This window comes from Microbacterium sp. NPDC055599, assembly GCF_053618975.1.
On the sequence record NZ_JBSHIM010000010.1, the window covers coordinates 68,522 to 92,966 of the forward strand.

A 24,445-nucleotide genomic window follows, 5' to 3' on the forward strand; every position below is an offset into this window, starting at 1 on the left:
CGACGGTGAATGTACTTTCATTCCCATCGCGCTGCCGCACCCCCTTCACCCGAGGAGATATCAATGGAGAGCATCGTCCGGACCTTCCGCGCGGGAGACGGCCCCGAGATCGCGCAAGCCTGGACCGAAGCGGCGCCCGCCGACGGCATCAGCTACGAGCGGTTCCGCGACCTGATCCTGCTCGACCGCAACTTCGACGCCGACGGACTCTTCCTCGCCGAGTCCGACGGCGACATCGTCGGCGCGGTCTACGCCGTCCGCCGCCAGATCGCGGCCGACGGCGACGACCTGGAGTCCACCTCCGGCTGGATCCCGTTCTTCTTCGTCGTCCCGTCCGCCCGACGCCACGGCATCGCCACCACCCTGATGGCCGCCGCGAAGGAGTGGCTGCGCGGGCACGGCGTCGAGACCGTCTACTTCTCGTCGTACACGCCCAACTACTTCCTCCCCGGGCTCGACGCCGACCGCTACCCCGAAGCCGACGCGTTCCTGCGCTCCGCCGGCTTCCAGACGCAGTACACCTCGGTCGCCATGGACCGCACGCTCAACGACTACGCCATGCCCGACGACGTGCGCGCCCGCATCGCCGAGCTCCGGGACCAGGGCTGGACGTTCTTCTCACCGACGGGCGACGACCTGGTCGACCTGATCGAGATCGCCGGCACCTTCAACGCCGACTGGTCGCGCGGTATCCGCGAGGGCGTGCTCGGCGGACAGTCGCTCGAGCGCATCATGGTCTGCCGCAACCCCGAGGGCGCCATGCTCGGCTGGGCCATGCACGGCACGTACGAGAACGTGCTGGAGCGCTTCGGCCCATTCGGGGTGCTGCCGGAGAGCCGCGGCACGGGACTCGGGAAGATCCTGCTGCACCTCACGCTCGAGCGCATGCGCGCCCTGGGCGCCCACAGCGCCTGGTTCCTGTGGACCGAGGAGACCTCCGCCGCCGGACACCTGTACCTGAACACCGGGTTCGAGATCACTCGCACCTTCACGATCCTGCACGCCCCCACCGCCGCCTGACGCGGCCCACCCGAGAGGAATCACATGAAGTCTGCAGCACAGCGTCACCGCCGACGCCTGGTGACCACCGTCGCGCTCACGGGCGCGGCCGCGCTCGCCCTCGCCGGATGCACCACCGGGGCGGAAGGGGGCGGAGACGACGGCGTCGTGAAGCTCACCTTCCTCAGCCACTACGGCAGCGACCCGTTCAAGACCGGGATCGGCGACCTCATCGACCAGTGGAACGAGGAGAACCCCGACATCCAGGTGACCTCGCAGGCCGTCAACTTCGACGAGCTGCTCACCACCCTCAACGTGCGCCAGACCGGCGGACGCGGTGCCGACATCGTCAGCTCGTACTCCCTGTGGGGCGGGCAGCTGCAGGCCAACGGCGTGCTCTCCGCTCCACCCAAGGACGTCGCGGCCGACATCACCGACAACTACAGCCCCGCGGCGCTCGCCTCGGTCACGACCGGTGACGGCGAGATCCTCGGATACCCGACCGAGTTCAACACGTACGCGCTGTTCTACAACAAGCAGCTCCTCGCCGACGCGGGCTACGACGCCCCGCCGGCGAACTGGGACGAGCTGGTCGAGGCCGCCAACGCCACCACGAAGAAGGACGGCTCGGGCAACACGATCGTGCAGGGCCTCTCCCTCATCCAGGACGGCGACAACCACACGGTGCACCCGTTCCTGTCGCTGCTCGACTCCGCCGGTGGCGAGTTCCTCGCGGCCGACGGGAAGTCCGCCATGGACGACAAGGCCGAGGACGTGATGCAGCTCGAGTCCGACCTGGCCGAGACCGGCGCCACCTCGACCTCGATCATGCCGACGAAGGCGTTCCCCACGGGCGGCGTGGCCATGGCCGTGCAGGCCGGCTGGTGGATCGGCAGCCTGAAGGCCTCGATGGGCGACGACTACGCCAACGTCGGCGTCGCCCCCGTGCCCGGCCCGGAGACCGGTGACGTGGGCTCCCTCGCCTACAGCTTCTTCACCGGCGTGAACTCCGGCAGCCAGCACCAGGAAGAGGCCTGGAAGTTCCTCAGCTGGCTCAACTCGCACGAGAACGAGGACGGCGTCACCGCCCTCGGCGACTTCCTCGCCACGCAGGGCCTGATCCCGCCGCGCACCACGGACGCGGAGATCCTCGGCCCGAAGTACCTCGCCGAGGAGCCGAACCTCGAGGCGATCTACGCCGCCGCCGACTACGCGATGGCCGAGTCGAACGCGTCGAACGCCTACGAGGCGAAGACCGCCACCAACACGGCGCTCAACGACATCATCGTCAACGGCGCCGACGTGAAGACCACCTTCTCGAAGCTGGTCAAGGAGATCGACGCCCAGTAGCACCACCGGAGGGCGGGGACCACGCGCGTCCCCGCCCTCCACCCCGAGACCACCCACGGAGGGCCGATGGCCAACCCCACTCTCATGACGGCGGCGCAGGAAGCCGCGGAGGACACGATCGCGGTGACGACGGTCGGGAAGAAGGCCAAGCCGCGTTCGCGTCGGTTCCGCCGCGAAGCCCGCGCCGGCTACCTGTTCCTCGCGCCCTCCCTGCTGTTCTTCACCGTCTTCCTGATCCTGCCCACGTTCTTCGCGATCTTCCTGTCGCTGTCGACCTGGGGCGGATACGACCTCACCAAGATCGAGTTCACCGGATTCCAGAACTACCTGGAGATCCTGCAGATCGACAGCACGTTCGTGCAGCCGATCCTCATCAACACGTTCCTGTTCGCGATCATCGCCGTGATCCTCGCGGTCGGCGGCTCGGTCGTCGTCGCCCAGCTCATCGAACGCCTCAAGTTCCAGGGCTTCTGGCGGTTCCTGTACTTCCTCCCCGTCGTGGCCACCGTGGTCGCGATCGGCAACGTGTGGAAGATGCTCTACCAGCCGGCCGGCCTCATCAACGCCGTGCTCAACGCCCTCGGCGTGAACTCCATCGGCTTCCTGTCCGACCCGAACCTCGCCCTCCCAGCGGTCGCCGTGGTGCAGGCGTGGGCCTCGATCGGCGCGGCCGTGCTCATCCTCACGGCGGGCATCAAGGGCATCGACAAGACCATGTACGAGGCCGCGGAGATCGACGGCGCGAACTCCTGGCGCACGTTCTGGAGCATCACGCTGCCGCTGCTGCGGCCCTCCCTGGTGTTCGTCTTCATCACCCAGTGCATCGCCGGGCTGCAGTCGTTCGCGCTCATCATCGTGATGACCAAGGACGGCGGACCCGCGAACGCCACGAACGTCGCCGCGTTCGAGATGTACCAGCAGGCGTTCAAGTTCGGCGCCTGGGGCACCGCGAGCGCCATGGCCATGGTGCTCTTCCTGATCATCTTCATCATCACGCTGCTCCAGCTCTGGATCAGCCGTCGCACCGGAGGAGACGACTGATGGGCGTCCGTCAGCGCAAGCGCCACCCGTTCCCGTGGATCTCCTACCTCGTGGTCGCCATCGGTGGCGTGATGATGGTGGTCCCGTTCTTCGACACGGTCTTCAGCTCGCTGAAGGGCCCCGGTGAGTACGGCATCTTCCCGTACCGGTTCTTCCCGGAGAACTGGACCTGGGACAACTACACCGCCGCGTTCGAGCAGCTGCAGCTGGACAAGCTGTTCTTCAACAGCACGGTCGTGACGCTCGTGGTCACCGCGTCGGTGCTCATCACCTCCGCGATGGCGGGCTACGCGCTCGCGAAGCTGCGGTTCCGCGGTCGCGACGTGATCTTCCGGTTCGTGCTCGCGACCATGATGCTGCCGCCGTTCCTGCTGCTGATCCCCGACTTCCTGATCATGCTGAACTGGCCGCTGGTGGGCGGCAACAACATCCTCGGCCAGGGCGGGTTCGGCGGTATGACGAACAACATCGTCTCGCTCATGCTGCCGTTCCTCGTCAGCGGGTTCGGCATCTTCCTGATGCGCCAGTTCATGGTGGGCGTGCCCGACGAGATGCTCGAGGCCGCGCGCATCGACGGTGCGGGGGAGTGGCGGCTGTTCTTCAACATCGTGCTGCCGCAGGCGACGCCGGTGGCCATCACCCTCGGCGTGATCACGTTCGTCGGCCAGTGGAACGAGTACATCTGGTCGTCGCTGATCGCCTCCGCCAACCCCGACCTGATGACGCTGCCCGTCGGCATCCAGATGCTGCAGAGCTTCATCGACCCGAACCGCACCATGCCGATCGTGATGGCCGGCATCGTCATCAGCACCCTCCCGGTGCTGCTGATCTTCCTCTTCCTGCAGAAGTACTACGTCCGCGGCGTCATGCTCAGCGGAATGAAGTGACCCCCACGAAACGGAGTGATGACAATGGGTAGGACCGTACTCGCCATCGGCGGGCACATCGGCGACATGGACCTCACGGCGGGTCCGACCCTCGCCAAGATGGTGCAGGAGGGGGACCGGGCGATCATCCTCGCGTGCACCTACGGCGAGCGGGGCCACCCCACGATCGCGCCCGACGAGTACCGGAAGCAGAAGGTGGCGGAGGGCGAGGCCTTCGCGGCGGCGATCGGTGCCGAGTTCCGCGTGCTGGACTACTCCGACGGCTTCCTGCCCGACGACGACTCCGCCGCGGAGCAGATCGCTGACATCATCCGGCAGGAGAAGCCCGAGATCCTCATCACGCACTGGACCACGAGCATCCACCGCGACCACGAGCGCGCGGCGATCCTCGCGGAGCGCGGCCGGTTCCTCGCGTCTCTCCCCGTGGACAGCCCGTACGGACGCCACGGCATCTCGCAGTTCCTGCACGCGGACAACTGGGAAGACGCGGAGGGTTTCACGCCCGACCTGTACGTGGACATCCCCGACGCCGCGTTCGAGACCTGGCGGGCAGCCATCCAGGGCCAGGCCTTCGCCCGCGGAGAGACCTACGGGTTCCGGTACATCGACTACTACAGCGCGAACATGCTCGCGAAGGGCTGCCTGGCCGGCACCACCCGGGCGTGCGGCTTCAAGCGCGGCGACAAGGGCGCCGAGCTGGCAGGGCCGTGAGCCCCGAGCGCTCGACCGAAGGGCCGGAGGTGCGTCTGCGCCTCCGGCCCTTCCGCGTGGGCGACGAGGACGACCTCGCCGCCGTGTGCCTGCGCACGGGAGACTCGGGCGCCGACGCCACCGGCCTCTACCGCTCGCCACGGCTGCTGGGGGAGGTGTTCGCGCTGCCCTACGCGGCGTGGAGCCCCGAGACGTGTGTCGTGCTCGACGCCGGCGACCGCGTACTCGGGTACGTGGTGTGCGCGCCCGACACGACCGCATACGAGCAGTGGTTCCGGCACGCGTGGTGGCCTCCCCGCGAGGCGCGGCATCGGGGCGACCGCGCCGACGGGGGCAGGGATGCGACCATCGTCGCGTTCGCCCGGAGGATCGGCGAAGGTCGGGTGCCGTTCGTGGACCGCTACCCCGCACATCTGCACATCGACCTGCTGCCCGAGGCGCAGGGCCACGGGTGGGGGCGGCGGTTGATCGACACGCTCGCGGCGCTGCTGCGCGACCGGGGCGTGCCCGGGCTGCAGCTGACCGCCGGGACGCGCAACACCGGCGCCATCGCGTTCTACCGTCGCCTCGGCTTCGCGGAGCTGCGTCGGACGGACGACGGCGTGACGTTCGGGATGCTCCTCGACGACGTGACCCCGCGGCACTGAGGGGCGGGCACGCAGAAGGGGCCGCACCCCCGGGAGGTGCGGCCCCTTCTCGTCGTCCGGGGAGGATCAGCCGATCACCTGCCCGTGCTCATCCGTCCTGGGTTCTTCGTCAGTCTTCCGACTCACGTCTTCTCGAAGGCGACGAAGCTCCGCATGGACGCTGTCTCGAAAGCGCCGGATCATCACGATGAGCGCGACAAGGAGGATTGCCGGAGAGGCGACAAGGAGGACGCCTACGCCAACGAGGAGCGGATTCATCTGTCGCTTCTATCTCGTCACCAGTTGGCATTAACGTTGGCGGACCCACTGGTCACATCCAAATCGAGATATGGGTATGACGATCCGATCCCAGTGACAACTGTGCAATAGGCGCGAAGCCTGACCTTCGTTGAGGATGGCGCGCCCAGAGAGTCCTTTTGACACGCGCCGCCAGCAGCCTGAATGTCCCAATCCCAGGTGTTTGCAAGGCTAGCGCCGGCGCCTCCTGAGTACTGATAGTAGTTAGCGTGGAACATCATGGTCAGAACTCCGTTGTTCTTCTCGATCTTGCAATTGGAGTACGAGGCGACCCCGGTGCTGAGCAGATAGGTACAACCACTGATTGCTGACCGCGTGGCCACGGCCGTTCCATCATCAGTCGGATGTTCGACAGACGTGATTGAGACTGAGCCGTCTGGGAACACCGAACGCTCATAATCGGTGATGCCCTGGCGATACTCGGATACCGAGACCGGTGCGATGCCCGACGAATTGTCCCACGCCTCACCTGCCGCGTATTTCGCGAGCAGATCATCGATCATGTCTGGGTCCACGCCCAGCTGGGTCAAGTTGGACGTCAGATCGCTTAGCGTCTCAGGATCAATCTGCGACGAGTCGGAAGCGGATGCCGGAAGGCTCCCTGACGCAGCAAGAAGAACTGCAGCGACTCCGGAGATCACAAGCCTGGTCGATCGATACATCTCTGTACTCCTCAGTTTCGAGTGCTCGCTTTCAAGACCCGACCCAACACCTCAGTTGCTTGACGCTCGCACGTAACACGTTACACCGCGGACGGTTTGCGCGGTGCAAGATTCCGTGCGCCCGTTCTGATCGATGACGGGAGGGCCGGGGACGCAGAAGGGGCCGCACCCCCGGGAGGTGCGGCCCCTTCTCGTCGTCCGGGAGGATCAGCCGATGAAGTCGGCGAGGTCCTTCTCGAGGGCGAACTTCGGCTTGGCGCCGATGATGGTCGTCTTGACCTCGCCGCCGTGGAAGACCTTCATCGCCGGGATCGACGTGATCTGGTACTTCATGGCGAGCTCGGGGTTCTCGTCGACGTTGAGCTTGAGGATGGTGATCTTGTCGGGGTTGTCGGCCTGGATCTCGTCCAGCACCGGCGCGACCATACGACACGGACCGCACCACTCGGCCCAGAAGTCCACCAGCACGGGACCATCGGCCTGCAGCACGTCCTGCTCCCAGGTCGCCTGGCTCGTTGCCTTTGCACTCATCAGAGTTCTCCTTGTTCGAGGTTCGCCTGCTACAACAACGGGCGAGGGGAAAGTGTTCCCGGCGCTGATCAGGCCGTGATGACCTCGGCGGCCTCCGCGGCGGGGACCTCGACCGAGGCGTCCTCCAGATCGGCGAGGAAGTGCTCCGCGTCGAGCGCGGCGACCGTGCCGGTGCCGGCGGCGGTGATGGCCTGACGGTAGGTCGGGTCGATCACGTCGCCCGCCGCGAACACCCCGGGGACCGAGGTGCGGGAGGAGCGGCCGTCGACCCAGATCGTGCCCTCGGACGTGAGCTCGAGCTTGTCGTGCACGAGGTGCGTGCGCGGGTCGTTGCCGATCGCGATGAAGAGGCCGTCGAGGGGCAGGTCGCGCAGCGAGCCGTCGACCGTGGACCGCAGCTGCACACCGGTGACCGCGGTCTCGCCGAGGATCTCCGCGACCTCGCTGTTCCACACGAACTCGATCTTCTCGTTCGCGAACGCCCGCTCCTGCATGATCTTCGAGGCGCGCAGCGTGTCCTTGCGGTGGATCACGTACACCTTGTCGGCGAAGCGCGTGAGGAAGGTCGCCTCCTCCATCGCCGAGTCGCCGCCGCCGACGACCGCGATGGTCTTCTGGCGGAAGAAGAAGCCGTCGCACGTGGCGCACCAGGACACGCCGAAGCCCGACAGGCGCTCCTCGCCCTCGATGCCGAGCTTGCGGTAGGCCGAGCCCGTCGCATAGATGATGGTCTTCGCCTCGTGCGTGGCGCCGGAGCCGAGCGTGACCTTCTTGACCGGGCCGGCGACATCGAGCTCGGTGACGTCGTCGTACAGGACCTCGGTGCCGAACTTCTCGGCCTGCTCCTGGAACTTGGCCATCAGCTCGGGGCCCTGGATGCCCTCCGGGAAGCCCGGGTAGTTCTCGACCTCGGTGGTGTTCATCAGCTCACCGCCGACCTCGACCGAGCTCGCGATGAGCAGCGGCTCCAGGTTCGCGCGTGCGGCGTAGATGGCAGCCGTGAATCCGGCGGGGCCGGAGCCGATGATGATGACCTGACGCATGTGATCTCCGTTAGAAAGGCGGTGCCGTCGAAAGACGTCCGACTGCTTCAACCCATGGTAACCGCGGGGCATTCCCCAGCGGCAGGCGCGCGCGGGCCTCAGCGACCAGGGAGGAAACGGCGCATCAGGCCGCCCGCCGCCTTCAGCTCGGGCGCCCGCATCGCCGCCAGCAGCGCGATGTAGACCGCGACCACGACGAGGCCGATGATCGCCGTGCCCACGGCGCCCTGGATCTTGTCCGAGGCGGTCCAGCCGCCGGCGCCGCCCATCAGCTGGAACACGCCCCACCCGGCGAAGCCCGCGGGAATCGCCGCCACCGCGAAGCGGCCGATCGAGGTCGCCCACGTGCGCACGCCGAGACCGCCGAGGCGACGATGCAGAAGCCAGGTCGCGACGATCGTCTGCAGGGTGCTCGCGACGGACTGGCCGAGGGCGACCGCGGCCGCGAGCATCGTGATAGGGATCACCCCGGCCTGGTACAGCCCGCCCGCGAGCAGCGCCGTCGCGACGATGAGGACGCACTGGAAGATCGTGAACCAGAACGGCGTGCGGGTGTCGTCGTAGGCGTAGAAGGTGCGCTGCACGATGAACAGGATCGTCAGCGGGATCAGGCTCACGAGATAGCACAGCAGCACCAGCGCGGCGGCCTCGGCGTCGGGCGCGGAGCTCGTGAACACGCGCGACGCGGGGATCGCAGCGGCGGCCACGGCGGCGACGGCCGCCACGATGAAGAACAGCAGCGTGCGGATGCTGCGCGAGATGTCGGCGCGCACCTCGGGGTCGCGTCCGGCCGCGGCGTGCTCGCTGATCTGCGTGAAGTAGGGCGTCCCGATCGACAGCACGATCACGGAGTACGGCAGCATGAAGATCAGCCACGCGTTCGCGGTGACCGTCGCGGAGGCGCCCGAACCGGAAGCCTCGCTCACGATGTTGCCCTGGAGCACGCCGGCGGCCAGGCTCGCGAACGCCATCAGGAAGGTCCAGCCGGCGAGCTTGCCGACTGTGCCGAGGCCCACGCCGCGCCAGTGGAAGTCGGGCTTGAGGGCCAGCCCGGTGCGCCGCCAGAACACGAGCAGCACCAGCGCCTGCAGCGCGATGCCGAGCGTGGCCGTGCCGCCGAGCGTGGCGATCATCGCGGGCGTCCACTCCGCCGCCTTCGTCGGCACCGGGGCGAACAGCGCCCCCAGGATCAGGAAGCCGATGATCGAGACGATGTTGTTGACGACCGGTGCCCACGTGAACGGGCCGAAGATGCGTCGCGCGTTGAGGGCCTCGCCCAGCAGCGCGTACAGGCCGTAGAAGAGGATCTGCGGGAGGCACCAGTAGGCGAGCGCGGTCGCCAGGGCCTGCGCCTCCAGCGGCGCCCGGCCAGCGACGAGCACGACCAGCCACGGCGCGGCGATCGTCGCGACAGCGGTGGTCGCGACCAGCACGACCGTGCCGAGCGTGAACAGCTTCGAGATGAACGCGTTGCCGCCGTCGGCGTCGGCCGTGGCCTTCACGATCTGCGGCACGATCACCGCCGTCAGCACGCCGACCGAGATCAGCGAGAACACGCTGTTGGGCAGGGTGTTGGCGAAGGTGAAGGCGTCGGCGGCCTCCGAGCCCACGGCGCCGAGCACGCCCACCAGCACGATGCTGCGGAGCAGACCGGTGAGGCGTGACACCAGGGTGCCGGCACCGATGATGGCGCTCGCGCGTCCGAGGCTCGTCACGGGGTCTCCTTCGTCGGCGGGGCGTCGCGGTCGAGTGCGCGCTCCTGCGCCGCCGCCTCGGCCTCCTTCTCCTCGATCAGCTCGTCGACGGCCACCTCGACCGCGTGCTCCTCGATGGCCTCCCGGCGCTTGCGGCGCACCGTGCGCACCACGCCGAGGGCGATGAGCAGCACGGCGAGGCCGCCGAACACCACGAGCCCGATCGTCTCCCACTCCGCGCGCACCGCCACCCGCACCGACTGCTCGGACTGGATGGGCACGCCCGTGGGGCTGGACAGGCTGAGCCGGAGGTCGAGCTCGCCGCTGCCCACCCGCGCCGACACGGGCACCTTGACCCGCGTGCTCGACTGGGGCTGCACGACCGTCTCGATCATGGGCTTCACCTCGAGGCGCGGGTCGCTCGGCGAGGCGGACAGCCGCACGGTCACCGGCCACGGGAGGTCGTTGCGCACCGCGATCGGCAAGTCGGCGTTCGCGGTGAGGAGCTGGATGGTGCTCGACGGGGGGATGCTCACGCTCGACAGGGTCGTGGTCGTGCGGGCGCGGTGGGCCGCGACCTTCTCGGCAAACGCGGCGTCGGACGACCCCACCGCGATCGTGCGCAGGATGCGCATCCGCTCCGGGGCGAGCAGCACGTCGGGCTCGCTCAGGATCGACGAGAACGCGGTGAGCGACTGCTCGTCGGTGAGCAGGTTCACGAGGTCGGCCGAGCGGGGGGCGGCGGCCGCCTCCGGCAGCGTGACCGCGACGGGAGCGGCGGCGCGGACCGTCGACAGCTCGAACCCGACGGAGTCGGCGGCGGAGATCGCGTCGCGCAGTGCGTCGGCCGTGCGGGTCTCGTCGCGGTCGAGTCCGACCAGCAGCGGTGCGCCGCCCGTGGCGCCCTGCGCCAGGAACAGCTGCGCGGCGGCCTCCGCGAGCAGACGCTGCCGCACGACCGGATCCGACGCCCCGGCGGCGCCCGAGAGCGCAGCGGACGTCGCGGCGTCGGTCACCAGCAGGTCCTGTCCGCCCGCGGTGGCGTGTGCGGCGGTGGGTCCGCCGACCGTGTCGGACGACACGACCGTGGTCGTGCCCTGGCCGAGGTACCCCGCGAACGCCGTCACGTCGGCCTGGGTGAGGTCCTGCTCCGGCCACACGATGCGGGGGAGAGCGCCGTCGACCTCGGTGAGCGTCGCGTCGTCGGGCAGGGCGGGCGCGTTCGTGCTCCCCGGCGAGGGGCTCGGTGTCGACCCCGGCGCGGACGTGGGCTCGGCGGTGGCCTGCTGCTGCGGGAACGCGGCGGGGTCGAGGAGGGCGGCGAACGGCAGCGGGGACAGCAGCGCGCTCAGGCCCGTCTGCGCCTGCACCGTGACGTCGGCATCACCGAACTGCAGCGCGAACCGGGGGTTGGGGAGCTCGTCGAGCCGCGTCAGCCACTCCCTCGCCGACTCCGGTGCCGCGGTGCCGAGGGCGCGGATCGACGCGAGGATCGCGGGGTCGATCGCGAGTACGGCCGTGGTGCCGGAGACCCCGTCGAGCTGCGCCGTGAGCGCGCCCTCCGGTGCGGTCAGCGTCGTGAGCTCCTCCGCCGTCAGCAGGGCGCCGCCGGCCGGGGTCGCGGTGACGGGCACGAGGACGCCGACCGGGCTCGCCGAGGGCGCGTTGACCACCAGCACGCTCGTGGCCGTGGTGTCCCACGTGGCCGCGCGCTCGCCGCCGGTGTCGCCCGTGCGCGCCCCGGTCAGTGCCGCCCGCAGCGGGTAGACGCCGGGGGCCAGGGTCTCGATGGTCTCCTGCGGCACGAACACCGTGGTCGTGGCGATGCCGTCCGGGTCGGCGGCCTTCGACGCCTCATCGCCGAGCGAGACGAAGGAGCCGTCCGTCTCACCGTCGTCGAGCCAGTCGCTCACGGCGTCGGAGGTGGTGAGGGGCGTGCTGCCGAGCTCGATCTCGACCCGTCCGGCGCTCAGCTCGGTCTCGGTGCCGTTGGTGATCGTGACGACGGCTGACGTGGAGGTGCCGGGGGCGACCACGCCGCGCAGCCCTGCGGAGACGTGCAGCTCGACCGTGCGGGTGTCGTCGTCGCTCTTCTGATCCGCGGCGGCCGCGACCGCGGGAACCGCGACAGCGCACACGGAGGCGGCGATCACCGCGGCCGCCAGCCGTCGCAGGCGCACACGGAGGCCCGTGTGGGGGGTGATCGCGGTCATGAAGGTCTTCCTCGAACGCCGGGGAGGGGCGGATCGTGAGTACTGACCCTGCGATTCTAGGAGGCGCGAGGGAGGAGAACCCTGAAGACGCGTAGAGTGACGGCCGTGTCCGACGCCCCCGCACCCGTCCCCGACCCCGTCCGCAGCGCCCGCCTCGCCGCCGATCTCGACGCCGCCGACCTGCGGTCGGACCCGCTCCGGCAGCTGTGGGGCACGGAGGCCGACGACGCGCTCGGCCGCGGCATGCGCGAGCCGATCCTCCGCGCGATCGCCGACGACGACGGTGTGCTCGCGACCCTCGGCCGCCTGTTCGTGCTCGGGCTCCCGCAGCCGGAGGCCGCCGTCGCGTCGGCCCTTCCGACGCTCGGAGTGGACGGCCTCGTGGCCCTGGGGCTCGCGCGCGTCGAGCGCGACACGGTCGCACCGTGCGCGCTGCTGCGCCCGCAGTCGTTCGTCGACGCCGACGGGGTGGGCGAGTGGTGGATCGCGAGCGACCTCGACGAGGTGGCGCTGGACGGCCCCTTGCCCGCCGACCACGTGCTGGGCGTGGGCGGGGCGTCGCGCACCCTCGCGGAGACCGTCGTGCCGGTGCAGGTGGAGCGCGCGCTCGACCTCGGCACGGGCTGCGGCATCCAGGCGCTGCTGGTCGCCCGGCGCGCGGGAACGGTGGTCGCGACCGACATCTCCCGCCGCGCCCTCGCCTACGCCGAGCTCAACGCGCAGCTCAACGGCGTGACGAACATCGACTTCCGCCACGGCAGCATGTTCGACCCGGTCGCGGGGGAGGCGTTCGACCTGATCGTGTCGAACCCGCCGTTCGTGATCACCCCGCGCACCGAGGGCGTGCCCGCGTACGAGTACCGCGACGGCGGGCTCGTCGGCGACGCGCTGGTGGAGACGTTCGTGCGCGCGGCCCCGGCGCACCTCACCCGCGGGGGCATCGCGCAGCTGCTCGGCAACTGGGAGTCGCGGCAGGGCGTCACCGGGCTCGCGCGGCTCGAGGCGTGGGTGCCCGCCGACCTCGACCTGTGGGTGATCGAGCGCGAGGAGTTGACGCCCCTGGCGTACGCGGAACTGTGGATCCGCGACGGAGGCACCACGCCCCGCGATGCCGCGTTCGTGCCGCTGCTCACCGCGTGGCTCGACGACTTCGCGGCCCGCGGCGTGACCGCGGTCGGGTTCGGGTACGTGCTGCTGCGCCGCGGCGGCGGCGAGCCTCTGCGGCGGGTGGAACGGCTCGGACAGTCGGTGTCGAACGTGGGCGCGGCGCTCGCCGCGGGGCTCGCCGCGCACGACGTGCTCGCGGCGGGGCTGCCGTCGACGCTGCTCGTGGCGCCCGACGTGACCGAGGCCAGACACCTCATGCCGGGCGACGACGACCCCAGCGTGATCGAGCTGCGGCAGGGCGGTGGCTTCGCGCGCACGGTGGGGGTGGACTCCGCGCTCGCCGGGTTCGTCGGCGCGTGCGACGGGGAGCTCACGGTGGCGCAGATCGTCGGCGCGCTGGCCGACCTGTTCGACGTGCCGCTGGCGGACCTGTGGGCCGACCTGGAGCCGAAGATCCGCTCCCTCGTGCGCGACGGCTTCCTGACACCGGGGGAATAGACGCGGCATCCATGCGTTCGAATACATCATGAAGGCTTTCGGATTCCTCTCCTTCGGGCACTACGCAGACGTGCCCGGCTCGGCGACCCGCACCGCGGGCGACATGCTGAAGCAGACGATCGAGATCGCGGAGGGGGCCGACGAGCTGGGCGTGAACGGCGCGTACGTGCGCGTGCACCACTGGGCGCGCCAGGCCGCCTCCCCCATGCCGCTGCTGACCGCCATGGCCGCGCGCACCGAGCGCATCGAGGTCGGCACCGGCGTGATCGACATGCGCTACGAGAACCCCTTCCAGTTCGCGGAGGAGGCCGCCGCGCTCGACCTCATCGCCGACGGCCGCATCGCCCTCGGCGTGAGCCGTGGTTCACCCGAGACCGCGCTGCGCGGCTACGAGACGTTCGGCTTCCGCGACACCGAGGACCCGGAGCGCGGCAGTGTGCTGGCGCGCGAGAAGTTCGAGATCTTCCTGCGCGCCATCGACGGGGAGCGCCTCGCCCCGGGCGACCCGCGCATGGTGGGTGCCGGGCAGTACCTGGCCATCGAGCCGCAGTCGCCCACCCTCCGCGACCACATCTGGTGGGGCTCCGGCTCGCGCGCCACGGCCGAGGAGACCGGACGCCAGGGCCTCAACATGATGAGCTCCACCCTCGTGACCGAGGCCACGGGACAGCCGTTCCACGAGCTGCAGCGCGAGCAGATCGACCTGTTCCGCGCCGCGTACAAGGAGGCCGGGCACACCGGGACCCCGCGGGTGTCGGTGAGCCGCAGCGTCTTCCCGCTGATCTCCGACATGGACCGCGCCTACTTCGGGCTGCGCAGCGAGGAGAACGGCGACCAGATCGGCGTGATCGACGGGTTCCGCTCCACGTTCGGCAAGACCTACGCCGCCGAGCCCGACGTGCTCATCCAGCAGCTGCTCGCGGACGAGGCCGTGATGGCCGCGGACACCCTCATGCTCACGATCCCCAACCAGCTCGGCCCGGAGTACAACCTGCACGTGCTGGAGGCGTTCGCGGAGCACGTGGCCCCGGGGCTCGGGTGGAAGCCGAACACCGAGGGACCCGTGCAGGGCGACCCGGTCGCCTGACGCCGGTCGCCCCGCGCCGTCCGCGGCTCGGATCAGCCCTTCGCGGGGCCGAACAGCTCCTCGCCGTGCTCGTGCAGGAGCTTGTACGCGTCGGCGAAGGTCTGCGGCTCGGGCTCGCCGGGCGTGCCGTAGCGCGCGATGAGCAGGCCGAGCAGCCCGCGTGCCGGCGGGGTCAGCGGCTTGAGGTGGTCCGCCTCGTTCGGCTGCGGCGTGCCCTCCTCGGGGTTCGGCGGCGTGTAGGCCGGGGTGGTCACGGGCCAGTCGGCCGGATGCCGCGGCCTGTCGAGGTTCACCACGTTCATGAGCGTGTTCGCCGACTGGTCGCGGTCGTTGAGCGGCTTCAGGCCGTGCAACCGCGACAGCGTCGCGGTGACCGAGCCGTGGTGCATCTCGTCGTGGATGATGGTGCCGCGGCGTGTGTACGCCGACACCGCGATCGCGGGCACCCGGCAGCCCAGACGGTCGAACGTGAAGCCCATCTCGCCGGCCTTCGTGTCGGGCGTCGGTTTCGTGGCGGCGGGCGGCGGCACGTGGTCGTAGCAGCCGCCGTGCTCGTCGAACGTGATGAGCAGCAGGGTGTTCACGGCGTTCGAGCCGTCGGGCGTCGCACTCGTGCGCACCGCCTCGTAGATGTCGTGGATCAGGCGGTCACCGGCGCGCACGTCCGAGATGGCGCTGTCGAACACCGGCTCGCCGTCGACCACGCTCTCCCGCGGCGACCCGAACGGCGGGTGGAAGTCGTTGTGGTCGTAGACCATCCGCGGCTCGATGAACGCGTAGGCGGGGAGGGTGCCGTTCTTCGCATCGGCGTAGAAGTCCTCCATCGTGCCGAAGTGCTCGGTGCGCCAGTACTTCTCCAGCACCGCGGCGTGCAGCATGCCCGTGAACGACACGAGCTGCAGCTTGTCGATGTAGATTTTCCAGCTGACCTTCGCGTCTTCCAGCCGGTTGAACACGGTGGGTGCCGCGGGGGCGTCGATCCACTTCCTGTAGCCGCCGCCGGCCTGGTTCGTGACGAAGCCGTGCGAGGTGGACGCGTGGAAGAACGAGCGGTTGCAGAACGTCTGCGAGGGGACGGCCGCGTACCAGTGGTCGAACACGGCGAACTCCGACGCCAGGGTCGACAGCACCGGCAGCATCTCGGGCGAGAACGAGCCCATGATGTGCCGGGCCTCGTCGACGCTCGGCTCCGTGCCGCCGCGGAGCCGCCGGAAGTTGATGATGTAGTCCTCGAGGAAGCCCGACATCGTCGCCTTCTCGCCGTGCGTCGGGGCGTTGAACGGCGCGGACATCTGGTCGACGAACAGGTCGGCGTTGGTCTTCGGGTCGACCGTGCCGAAGATCTGGGTGTTGACGTGCGGGTACTCCTCGCCCGGGTCGGGGTCGGGCAGGCTCATGATCCGGTCGGTGTCGCCCTGGTAGACGTGCGCATCGACCACGGTGCCGTCGGCGGCCGTGTTGCTGTGCGAGCCGAACGCGAGACCCTCGAACGTCTCGCCCTTCGGCAGCGTGTCCTTCGTGTAGAGGTAGCCGAGCAGGTTGTCGAACGAGCGGTTCTCGCCCATCACCACGACCACGTGGTCGAAGCCCGGCTCCTTCCGCGGCGTGAGGGCGGCGAACGGATCATCGCCGGTCGCGAAGCCGTCGCGCGGGTTGTTCCCCGCCACGGACGCGCCGATCGCCGCGCCTCCGGCCCCGCCGATGACGGCCCCCGCGAGTGCGGCACCCCCCACCTTGAAGAACCCGCGGCGGGACGTGTCGCGGGGGGCGGGAGACGGGGAGGGGGAGTCTTCGTCGGCCATGCGCCGATCCTATGACCGGGCGGGGCGGCTCCGCAGGGGTTGGGCGCTGTTCACAACTCCGGAGAAATCGAGCCCCATGGCCGGATCGCAGCGCAGGAGACGACGTGTCGCCCGAGAACTCCGGAGTTGTGAATGGTTGAGGGCGGGTCAGGCGGCGGGGATCCAGAGCACGGCGCCGTCGCGCCAGCCGAGGCCGGCGGGGCCCTCGGGGATCGGCTGCTCGTGGCGGGGGCGGACGACGCGCAGCCGCTTCCCGGCGAACTCGACGATGTAGACCACGTCGGCACCGCGGTACACGTGCGCCACGACCTCGACCGCCACCGGGGCGTCCGCGCCGACCGTCGGCGCCAGGTGCAGGTCCTCCTGACGCAGCACCACCTCGCCCGAGCCGTCGGCGCCCGCACCGGTCAGCGGCACCTGCACGCCCGTGCCGTCGACCGTCGCGGTCACACCGGAGCGGGTCGCGGGGAGCAGGTTCGCCGCCCCGATGAAGTCCGCCGCGAACGGGGTGCGCGGGGAGCCGTACAGCTCGGCGGGCGCACCCTCCTGCTCGATCACGCCGCCGTTCATCAGCACGATCCGGTCGGACAGGCTCATGGCCTCCTCCTGGTCGTGCGTGACGAACACCGTGGTGAGGCCGAGGGTGCGGTGCAGCTCCTTCAGCTCCACCTGCATGTCTTCCCGCAGTCGCGCGTCGAGGTTCGACAGGGGCTCGTCGAGCAGCAGCACCCGCGGCTCGAACGCGATCGCTCGGGCGAGGGCCACGCGCTGCTGCTGGCCGCCGGACAGCTGGGCGGGCATGCGGTCGGCGAGGTGACCCATCTGCACGCGCTCCAGCGCCCGCACCGCGAGCTCCTTCTGCTCGGCCTTGGGCTTGTCGCCGGCCATCCGCAGCCCGAAGCGCACGTTCTCGACCACGCTCATGTGCGGGAACAGCGCATAGCTCTGGAACATCATGCCGAGGTGCCGCTTCTCGGGCGGCAGCTTCGTGACGTCCTGTCCCGCGATCTCGATCGTGCCGCTGCTGGGCGACTCGAGCCCGGCGATGCAGCGGAGCAGCGTGGTCTTGCCGCAGCCCGACGGACCGAGCAGCGAGACGAACTCGCCGGACCGCATCGAGAGGTCGATGCCCTTGAGCACCTTCGTCCCCTTGAAGTCCTTGGTGAGTGAGGTGATGGTGAGCGTTGTCATCAGACGAACAACCTTCCCAGGCCGATGATGCGTTCGAGGACGATCATGAGGACGACGGTGAGCAGGACCATGAGGGTCGAGACGGCCGCCACGGTGGGCGACGTGCTGAACTCCAGCTGGCCGTAGATGGCGATGGGCAGCGTCTCCAGCTGCGGGGTGCGCAGGAAGAGGGCTATGACCGCATCGTCGAACGAGATGTTGAAGGCGAAGAACGCGCCGGCCGCGATGCCGGGGCGGGCGATGGGGAGCACGACGAGCCGGTAACGGTTCCAGGTGCTGGCGCCGAGGGTGCGCGCGGCCTCCTCGGTGAAGTGGTCGGCGCGCGTCATCACCCCGGTCACGGTGCGCATCACGTACGGGATGGCGATGACCACGTGGATCGCGATCAGCACGCCGACGTTCGGCGAGCCGATCGTCAGGGACGCGATCGACAGCGCACCGATGGCGAGGATGATCGTGGGGATCGTCAGCGGCGACATCAGCAGCGCCTGGATCGCGGCCCCGCCGGGGACGCGGAAGCGGGTGAGCGCCAGCGCGGCCGCCGTGCCGATCGCCGCGGCGACGATCGCGACCGTCACACCCACCACGAGGCTCAGGCGGAACGGCTCCAGGTAGGTGTCGGAGGTGAGCGCCTCCACGTACCAGTCGAGCGTGAAGCCCTGACCGGGGAACGTGAGGAAGCGGTTCTCGCCCACCGAGGCGCCGGCGACGACGAGCAGCGGCACGAGCATGTACAGCGTCACGACGACGCCGAGGAGGATCGCGAGGATCCGGCCGAGGATCGGAACGGAACGGACCATGGTCACACCTTCTGCTTCCCGAGCCGGGACGTGGCCGCGAGCACGAGCATGACGCCCGCGAACAGCAGCACGGCCTGCGCCGCCGCGAACGCCCAGTCGAGGTTGGTGGTCGCGTCGACGTAGATGGTCTGCGCGAACACGGGGATCTGCGAGCCGCCGATGAAGCGGGGGGTGATGAACGAGCTCACCGACAGCACGAACACCAGCGAGGCGCCCGCGACGATGCCCGGCACCGACAGCGGCAGCACCACGTGGCGCAGCGTGCGCCAGAAGCCGGCGCCGAGCGTGCGCGACGCCTCTTCCAGCTGCGGCCTGATGCCGGAGATCACGCCGAGGATGCTGAGCACCGCGAACGGCAGGAGCACCTGCACCATCGCGATCACCACGCCCGTCTCGGTGCCGAGGAAGCCCTGGGTGCCGCCGACGAGGAGCTCCGCGCCGGGGATCTGCATCATCAGGCCCGACGGACCCATCAGCACCACCCAGCCGAACGTGCGCACCACGACGCTGGTCATCAGCGGCAGGATCACCACGATCAGCAGGAACGAGCGCACCTTCGAGCCGGCCCTGGCCATGATGTACGACAGCGGGATGGCGATGACCAGCGTGATCACCGTCTGGATCACCCCCAGGCGGAGCGAACGCAGCGCCGCCTGGAGGTGATATTCGCTCGCGAACAAGCGGGTGAAGTTGTCGAGGGTGAACCCGCCTGCCGGCGATTGCACGCTCATGAGAAGCATGCCGGCCACCGGGGTGAGGAAGGCGAGCGCGAGCAGCACGATCGCCGGCAGGAGCAGGAGCCAGGGCTCCCTACGGGTTCGGACGCTCATTTGGTGATCAGCGCATTCCACTCATCGGTCCACGCCTGACGCGACGCGGCGATGTCGCCGGGCGCGTAGACGACGACGTCGTCGAGCTCGTCGCCGGTCAGCACGGACTCGGCCGCCTCGTCCGACAGCTCGGCCTTGGTGTTGACCGGGGAGTAGCGCATGTTCTCCGCGAAGACGGCCTGCGCCTCCGGGCGCAGCTCGAAGTCGATGAACAGCTTCGCCAGGTCGGGGTTGTCGCGACCCTCGACCACGTTCGCGGTGATGAGCGACGCCGTCGCACCCTCCTCGGGCACGATGAACTCCACCGGGAGACCCGCGTCCTGCAGCGTGCCCGCGTAGTCCATGGCGTACGGCGCGAGCCAGGTGTCGCGCTGGGCGAATGCGGTCTGCAGGTCGGGCGAGGTCGGCACCACGATCGCGTCGCCCGACGAGGCCAGGGCCCCGAGCTCCGAGATCGCCTCGGACGGGTCGTCGATGCCGCCGCCGAGGGTGTCGGCCACCCGCAGCATCGACAGCACGCCGTACGTGTTCGAGAAGTCGGTCAGCGCGATGTGACCGGCGTACGCGTCGTCGAACAGGTCCTCCCACGAGGTGGGCGCCGGAGCGTCCGCCTCGGTGTTGTAGACCAGGCCGATCGGGGCGAGCTGGATGACGGGGCCCTCGCCGCGCTCGAGACCGGCGGTCGCGATGTCGATCAGGTCGCCGGACTCCGACAGGTCGTCGGCGGCGATCGGCGCGATGAGGCCCTGCTCGGCGGCGGTGAACTCCTGGCCGCCGGAGAAGTGCACGACGTCGATCTGCGGGCTCGCCTTCTGGGCGGTGACCTGCGCGAGCGCGTCGGCGCTGTACAGGGTGATCAGCTCGACCTTCGCGCCCGTCTCCTCCTCGAACGGGTCGACGACGGCCTCGATGAAGGCCTTCTCCCAGTCGCCGCCGAACGACGTGACGACCAGGGTCTCGCCGGCGAACTCCTTCTCGCCGCCGGACGCGGAGGACTCGTCGTCACCGGCGGCACAGCCGGCGAGGACGAGGGCGCCGGTGGCGACGAGCGCTCCGGCGGTGAGGATTCTGCGGGTGTTCATGCACTGCTCCTTCGGGATGGGTCCAGCACGGGGGGAGGGGTGACGCCTAGAGGCGTCCGAGGGTGAGCTGCTTCGCTCCGTCGATGCGGATCGCGGCGCTCTCCTGAGCGAACTCCGCGAGTCCTTCGGTGATGCCGGCCCAGATGTTGACGGGTGTCCATCCGAGCGGGCCGAGAATACGGGCACCACGATCGTAGAAGACGCCGATCTCATACCACTCGAACGGCAGCCCGCCCATCTGCATCGGGCGCTGCCAGTACCACTGCAGATCACCGGGTGCGGGCACGACCTGCTGGTTCTCGGCGGGCACGGCCTCCGGGTCGAAGTTCTGCGCCTCCTCGGGCAGTCCCATCATGACCTCGGGCCCGGCGTACATCGCGTGCATGGTCTGCATGGTGACCGGCTTCTCCAGCGCGCCCCACATCGCCTCGCACGTGCGGGGGGCGAGGTCCTCGAACAGCGTGGCGACGGCGCGGACGCCGTTCTCGTACTCGAGGAAGATCTGCTTGGTCATCGGGTTCCTTTCTTCGCGGCGGAGGATTCCGCCGCTCGTTCACGGGCGGCCTCGACGAACGCCGCGAACAGCGGGCGCTCCTCGGCGGCCTCATCGGGGTCGATCATCTTCTCGGGGTGCCACTGCACCGCCCAGAAGGGCCAGTCGCCGTCGGTCTCGACGGCCTCGACGATGCCGTCGGGCGCCCAGGCCACGGGCCGCAGGCCGGGCGCGGACCGATCGACGGACTGGTGGTGGATGGTGTTCACGGTCCGCTCGGTCGTGCCGTACAGGGCGGCGAGGCGGCTGTCCTCGGCGAACACGACGGGGTGCCGTGCCGAGAGCTGCTCGTCGGCGCCGCGCACCGGATGGTGATGCTCGGTGGCGGGGATGTCGACGATCAGCGAGCCGCCGAAGGCGACGGTGCTCACCTGCAGGCCGCGGCAGATCGCGAGCACGGGGAGGCCGCGGTCGCGGGCGCCGAGGGCCAGGGCGATCTCGTAGCCGTCGCGGGCGGAGTCGTACGTCTTGCCGTCCTGCGGGGCGGCGCCGTAGCGGGAGGGGTGCACGTCTTCCCCGCCGGAGAGCACCAGCCCGTCGAGACGGTCCAGCACCTCGTCCACCCCGCCGGTGGGCGGCAGCAGGACGACGGCGCCGCCGGCCGCCTCGACCGGCGCGGCGTACTCGGCACCGAGCGTGTGGGCCGGGCGACCCGTGCCGAGGTCGGTGTCGATGAGGCGGCGCCACGTGGTGATGCCGATGAGCGGGCGGGTCACGACAGCTCGATCCAGGTGGTCTTGAGGTCGGTGAACTTCTCCATCGCGTGCAGGCTCTTGTCGCGCCCGAAGCCGGAGGCCTTGACGCCCCCGAACGGGATGGTCATGTCGCCCTCCTCGAAGCAGTTGACCCACACGACCCCGGCGCGCAGGCGCCGCGAGAGGGTGTGCACGGCGTTGAGGTCGGTGCTCCACAGCGCGGCGGCGAGCCCGTACTCGGTGCCGTTCGCGATGGCCAGGGCCTCCTCCACGTCGTCGTACGCGATGACGGAGAGCACCGGGCCGAACACCTCGCGCTGTGCGACCTCGTGCTGCGGGGTGACCCCGAGCACGACGGGGGCGAAGTAGCTGCCGCCGTCGACCGCGGCGAAGCGCTCGGGGCTGCCGGCCGCCAGCTCGCCGCCCTCGGCCTGTGCCCGCTCCACGAAGCCGGCGATGCCGGAGAGCTGCTTCTCGCTGACGATCGCGCCCATCGAGGTGCCCACGTCGAACGGGTCGGCCGGGAGCGTGGTGCGGGCCACGTCGGCGGCGATCTCCAGGGCGCGGTCACGCTGCGCCCGCGGCACGAGCAGCCGCGACGAGGCCGTGCACATCTGGCCCTGGTTGTAGAAGCAGCCGTCGGCGGTCGCCCGCACGGCGCGCTCCAGGTCGGCGTCGGGGAGCACGAGGCTCGCGGTCTTGCCGCCCAGCTCGGGCCACACCCGCTTGCCGTTGGAGGCGGCGGCGTAGCCGAGGAACCGGCGGCCGACCTCGGGGGAGCCGGTGAAGGTGACGACGTCGACGTCGTGGTGCTCGCCGAGGGCCCGGCCGGCGATGTGCCCGGCACCGGGGGTGACGTTGAGCACGCCGGCGGGGATGCCCGCCTCGTGCGCGAGCTCGGCGAGGCGGAGCGCGGAGAAGGTGGTGTGCTCGGCGGGCTTGAGCACCACGCTGTTGCCGACCGCGAGCGCGGGGGCGAGCTTCCACGCGGTCATCGTGAGCGGGAAGTTCCACGGTACGACGGCGGCGACCACACCGGCGGGTTCGCGGGTGACGAGGGCGAGGCTGCCCGGCGCGGTGACGGGCAGCTCGTCGAGCACCTTGTCGACGGCCTCGCCGTACCAGCGGAAGCAGTTCACCACGGCGCGCAGCTCGGTCTGCAGGGCCTCGCGCACGGGCTTGCCCATCTCCAGCGAGATGGTGAGGGCGAGCTCTTCGGCGTTGTCGTGGATGAGCTGCGCGAACGCGATCAGGCGCTGCCCGCGCTCGCGGGGGGCGATGCGCGACCAGACGCCGGAGTCGAACGCGGCGCGGGCCGAGCGGACGGCGCGGTCGACGTCGGCGTCCGAGGCGGCGGCGATGGGCGGCAGGGCGCGACCGTCACGCGGGCTGACGGGGGCGAGCGGCTCGGCGGTGCCGTCCTCCCACGCGCCGTCGATGAACATGCGGGTGCGCAGGGTGAGCGTCGCCGCGCGGTCCGCCCAGTCGTCTCCAGTAGCCGTGAACACGATCGTCCTCTCCAGGGGTGATGGCCCTGGAGAGGATACTCGCCCTATTTCGCCACTAGGTCAAGCTATAGCGAACGATCTCGCCACTTCTTTACACTCCCGTAACAGAATCGGCCTATAGCCGGATGGCTCCCGTCGGCATGTCCTGCGCCAGCGCCTCGGGCGCCTCGTCGACGATCAGCGAGCCGCGAAGCACCGGGGTGATCACGACGAGCGACTCCACGACCTCGAGCCCGTCGTGCCCCGCGACCGCCGGTCCCGTGAGGAAGTCGTAGAACGCGTCGGCATCGGTCACCAGCACGTTCATGAGCAGCTGCGAGGTGCCCGTCGTCGCCACGATGAACTTCACCTCCGGAGCCGCGGCCAGAGCCGTGCCCACCTTCTCCAGCCGGTCCATCGGCACGCGCAGCCACACGAGCGCCTCCAGGCCCAGCCCGAACAGGCTCGGCACGATCTCGGTGCGCGGATGCATCAGGCCGCGCCGGTTCAGCGACTCCATGCGGCGCCGGGTCGTGGTCACGTTGAGGCCCAGGGCGCGGGCGAGCTGCGCCACCGGCATCCGCCCGTCCTTCAGCAGCAGCCGGATCAGCGCCTCCTCGTCGGCGCTCAGCGCATCGGCCGGATCGACCTCCGAGCCCGACGACTCGTCGAGCATGCGCACCTGCTCGTCGGTCAGCACGCCCACCCGCCAGTCGTGCCCCGAGCGGAAGAACTTCAGCACCGTGGTGACGTTGATCGACGCGATGCCGTCGACCTCCGGGAAATCGGTGAACAGCAGCTCGCGGATCGACGCGTCGTCGTGGGGAAGCAGCATGCCCGCGATGTCGCTGCTGCCCTCCAGGACCGACACCGAGGAGGCGTCGGTGCGCCGCGCGAGCGTGCGGGCGACGTGCCACAGCGCGTGCGGCTCGGTCGTGATGCGGAACAGCACGGCCCGGGCGTGCAGCACCCTCGCCGGGTCGACGTAGGTGGAGACCCGTACGAGGCCGCGGTCGAGCAGACGCTGTCCACGGCGGGCGACCGTGCGCTCCGGCAGGTCGATGGCGCGCGCGATCTCACCCCACGACGCCCGCCCGTTCACCTGCAGGGCCGCGGCCACGATCCGGTCGGTCTCGTCGGCCATCACATCGTTCGCGGGCACGGGTTCTCCTTCGCGGGTTCGGGCACGTGAAGGTTATCCCAGGACCACGACGCGCGAAGGCGCCGCCGGAGCAGAA

At 69.9% G+C, this 24,445-nt stretch carries 22 protein-coding genes; 8 read left to right on the top strand and 14 right to left on the bottom strand.

What is annotated here, in order from left to right:
• Nucleotides 1–63 precede the first annotated feature (63 nt).
• The 6 genes from ACWGQ1_RS11455 (at nucleotide 64) to ACWGQ1_RS11480 (ending at nucleotide 5,635) form a co-directional block, all read left to right on the top strand.
• Nucleotides 64–1,020: a GNAT family N-acetyltransferase gene (locus ACWGQ1_RS11455; RefSeq protein ID WP_452312997.1), complete on the top strand. Its 957-nt coding sequence runs from the start codon at nucleotides 64–66 to the stop codon at nucleotides 1,018–1,020.
• Nucleotides 1,021–1,044: 24 nt separating this feature from the next.
• Nucleotides 1,045–2,349 carry an extracellular solute-binding protein gene (locus ACWGQ1_RS11460; protein ID WP_136033767.1) on the top strand — a complete coding sequence of 435 codons (1,305 nt, stop codon included), beginning with the start codon at nucleotides 1,045–1,047 and terminating at the stop codon, nucleotides 2,347–2,349.
• Nucleotides 2,350–2,415: 66 nt separating this feature from the next.
• Nucleotides 2,416–3,390, top strand: a complete 975-nt coding sequence (locus tag ACWGQ1_RS11465; RefSeq protein WP_205812707.1) for a carbohydrate ABC transporter permease — start codon at nucleotides 2,416–2,418, stop codon at nucleotides 3,388–3,390.
• Nucleotides 3,390–4,277: a carbohydrate ABC transporter permease gene (locus ACWGQ1_RS11470; RefSeq protein ID WP_136033769.1), complete on the top strand. Its 888-nt coding sequence runs from the start codon at nucleotides 3,390–3,392 to the stop codon at nucleotides 4,275–4,277. The genes ACWGQ1_RS11465 and ACWGQ1_RS11470 overlap by 1 nt, the downstream gene beginning before the upstream one ends.
• A 24-nt stretch (nucleotides 4,278–4,301) precedes the next feature.
• Complete coding sequence (locus tag ACWGQ1_RS11475) at nucleotides 4,302–4,988, top strand: PIG-L deacetylase family protein (RefSeq protein ID WP_136033771.1); 687 nt, start codon at nucleotides 4,302–4,304, stop codon at nucleotides 4,986–4,988.
• The gene (locus ACWGQ1_RS11480) at nucleotides 4,985–5,635 is read left to right on the top strand and encodes a GNAT family N-acetyltransferase (protein ID WP_452312998.1); all 651 of its coding nucleotides are present in this window, start codon (nucleotides 4,985–4,987) and stop codon (nucleotides 5,633–5,635) included. Before ACWGQ1_RS11475 ends, ACWGQ1_RS11480 begins: the two co-directional genes overlap by 4 nt.
• A 275-nt stretch (nucleotides 5,636–5,910) precedes the next feature.
• Here the strand turns inward: ACWGQ1_RS11480 and ACWGQ1_RS11485 are convergent, their stop codons facing one another.
• From ACWGQ1_RS11485 to ACWGQ1_RS11505, 5 genes are all read right to left on the bottom strand, one after another.
• Nucleotides 5,911–6,435, bottom strand: a complete 525-nt coding sequence (locus ACWGQ1_RS11485) for a hypothetical protein (RefSeq protein ID WP_452312999.1) — start codon at nucleotides 6,433–6,435, stop codon at nucleotides 5,911–5,913.
• A gap of 366 nt (nucleotides 6,436–6,801) precedes the next feature.
• Complete coding sequence (gene trxA, locus ACWGQ1_RS11490; protein ID WP_136033773.1) at nucleotides 6,802–7,125, bottom strand: thioredoxin; 324 nt, start codon at nucleotides 7,123–7,125, stop codon at nucleotides 6,802–6,804.
• A gap of 68 nt (nucleotides 7,126–7,193) precedes the next feature.
• A complete protein-coding gene (gene trxB / locus ACWGQ1_RS11495) occupies nucleotides 7,194–8,168 on the bottom strand; it encodes a thioredoxin-disulfide reductase (protein ID WP_136033775.1) in 975 nt (324 codons plus the stop codon).
• A gap of 98 nt (nucleotides 8,169–8,266) precedes the next feature.
• Nucleotides 8,267–9,883: a murein biosynthesis integral membrane protein MurJ gene (gene murJ / locus ACWGQ1_RS11500; protein ID WP_452313000.1), complete on the bottom strand. Its 1,617-nt coding sequence runs from the start codon at nucleotides 9,881–9,883 to the stop codon at nucleotides 8,267–8,269.
• Nucleotides 9,880–12,075 (bottom strand): DUF6049 family protein, encoded by a 2,196-nt coding sequence (locus ACWGQ1_RS11505; protein WP_206252163.1) that lies wholly within the window; start codon nucleotides 12,073–12,075, stop codon nucleotides 9,880–9,882. The genes murJ and ACWGQ1_RS11505 overlap by 4 nt, the downstream gene beginning before the upstream one ends.
• Nucleotides 12,076–12,171: 96 nt before the next feature.
• On the opposite strand from ACWGQ1_RS11505, the gene ACWGQ1_RS11510 reads away from it, so the two are divergent.
• Both ACWGQ1_RS11510 and ACWGQ1_RS11515 read left to right on the top strand, forming a co-directional pair.
• Nucleotides 12,172–13,680, top strand: coding sequence for a DUF7059 domain-containing protein (locus ACWGQ1_RS11510; RefSeq protein ID WP_452313001.1), 1,509 nt, complete (start codon nucleotides 12,172–12,174; stop codon nucleotides 13,678–13,680).
• 28 nt (nucleotides 13,681–13,708) lie between these two features.
• Nucleotides 13,709–14,767, top strand: a complete 1,059-nt coding sequence (locus ACWGQ1_RS11515; protein ID WP_452313002.1) for an LLM class flavin-dependent oxidoreductase — start codon at nucleotides 13,709–13,711, stop codon at nucleotides 14,765–14,767.
• A 32-nt stretch (nucleotides 14,768–14,799) separates the two neighbouring features.
• Here ACWGQ1_RS11515 and ACWGQ1_RS11520 read toward each other — a convergent pair whose 3' ends face one another.
• The 9 genes from ACWGQ1_RS11520 to ACWGQ1_RS11560 form a co-directional block, all read right to left on the bottom strand.
• Nucleotides 14,800–16,569 carry an alkaline phosphatase family protein gene (locus ACWGQ1_RS11520; protein WP_452313003.1) on the bottom strand — a complete coding sequence of 590 codons (1,770 nt, stop codon included), beginning with the start codon at nucleotides 16,567–16,569 and terminating at the stop codon, nucleotides 14,800–14,802.
• Between the two features lie 147 nt (nucleotides 16,570–16,716).
• The gene (locus tag ACWGQ1_RS11525; protein ID WP_136045690.1) at nucleotides 16,717–17,760 is read right to left on the bottom strand and encodes an ABC transporter ATP-binding protein; all 1,044 of its coding nucleotides are present in this window, start codon (nucleotides 17,758–17,760) and stop codon (nucleotides 16,717–16,719) included.
• Entirely contained in the window at nucleotides 17,760–18,560 is an 801-nt protein-coding gene (locus ACWGQ1_RS11530; RefSeq protein ID WP_206252167.1) for an ABC transporter permease, read from the bottom strand. The genes ACWGQ1_RS11525 and ACWGQ1_RS11530 overlap by 1 nt, the downstream gene beginning before the upstream one ends.
• A gap of 2 nt (nucleotides 18,561–18,562) precedes the next feature.
• Nucleotides 18,563–19,390: an ABC transporter permease gene (locus ACWGQ1_RS11535; protein ID WP_136037433.1), complete on the bottom strand. Its 828-nt coding sequence runs from the start codon at nucleotides 19,388–19,390 to the stop codon at nucleotides 18,563–18,565.
• Nucleotides 19,387–20,472 (bottom strand): ABC transporter substrate-binding protein, encoded by a 1,086-nt coding sequence (locus tag ACWGQ1_RS11540; protein ID WP_136045691.1) that lies wholly within the window; start codon nucleotides 20,470–20,472, stop codon nucleotides 19,387–19,389. Before ACWGQ1_RS11540 ends, ACWGQ1_RS11535 begins: the two co-directional genes overlap by 4 nt.
• A gap of 46 nt (nucleotides 20,473–20,518) precedes the next feature.
• Entirely contained in the window at nucleotides 20,519–20,986 is a 468-nt protein-coding gene (locus tag ACWGQ1_RS11545) for a DUF3830 family protein (protein WP_136033794.1), read from the bottom strand.
• A complete protein-coding gene (locus ACWGQ1_RS11550) occupies nucleotides 20,983–21,741 on the bottom strand; it encodes a gamma-glutamyl-gamma-aminobutyrate hydrolase family protein (protein WP_452313004.1) in 759 nt (252 codons plus the stop codon). The genes ACWGQ1_RS11545 and ACWGQ1_RS11550 overlap by 4 nt, the downstream gene beginning before the upstream one ends.
• On the bottom strand, nucleotides 21,738–23,228 hold the full coding sequence (locus ACWGQ1_RS11555; RefSeq protein WP_452313005.1) for an aldehyde dehydrogenase family protein: 1,491 nt from the start codon (nucleotides 23,226–23,228) through the stop codon (nucleotides 21,738–21,740). The genes ACWGQ1_RS11550 and ACWGQ1_RS11555 overlap by 4 nt, the downstream gene beginning before the upstream one ends.
• Before the next feature lie 115 nt (nucleotides 23,229–23,343).
• Nucleotides 23,344–24,369 carry an Lrp/AsnC family transcriptional regulator gene (locus ACWGQ1_RS11560; protein ID WP_136045693.1) on the bottom strand — a complete coding sequence of 342 codons (1,026 nt, stop codon included), beginning with the start codon at nucleotides 24,367–24,369 and terminating at the stop codon, nucleotides 23,344–23,346.
• Between the last annotated feature and the right edge of the window lie 76 nt (nucleotides 24,370–24,445).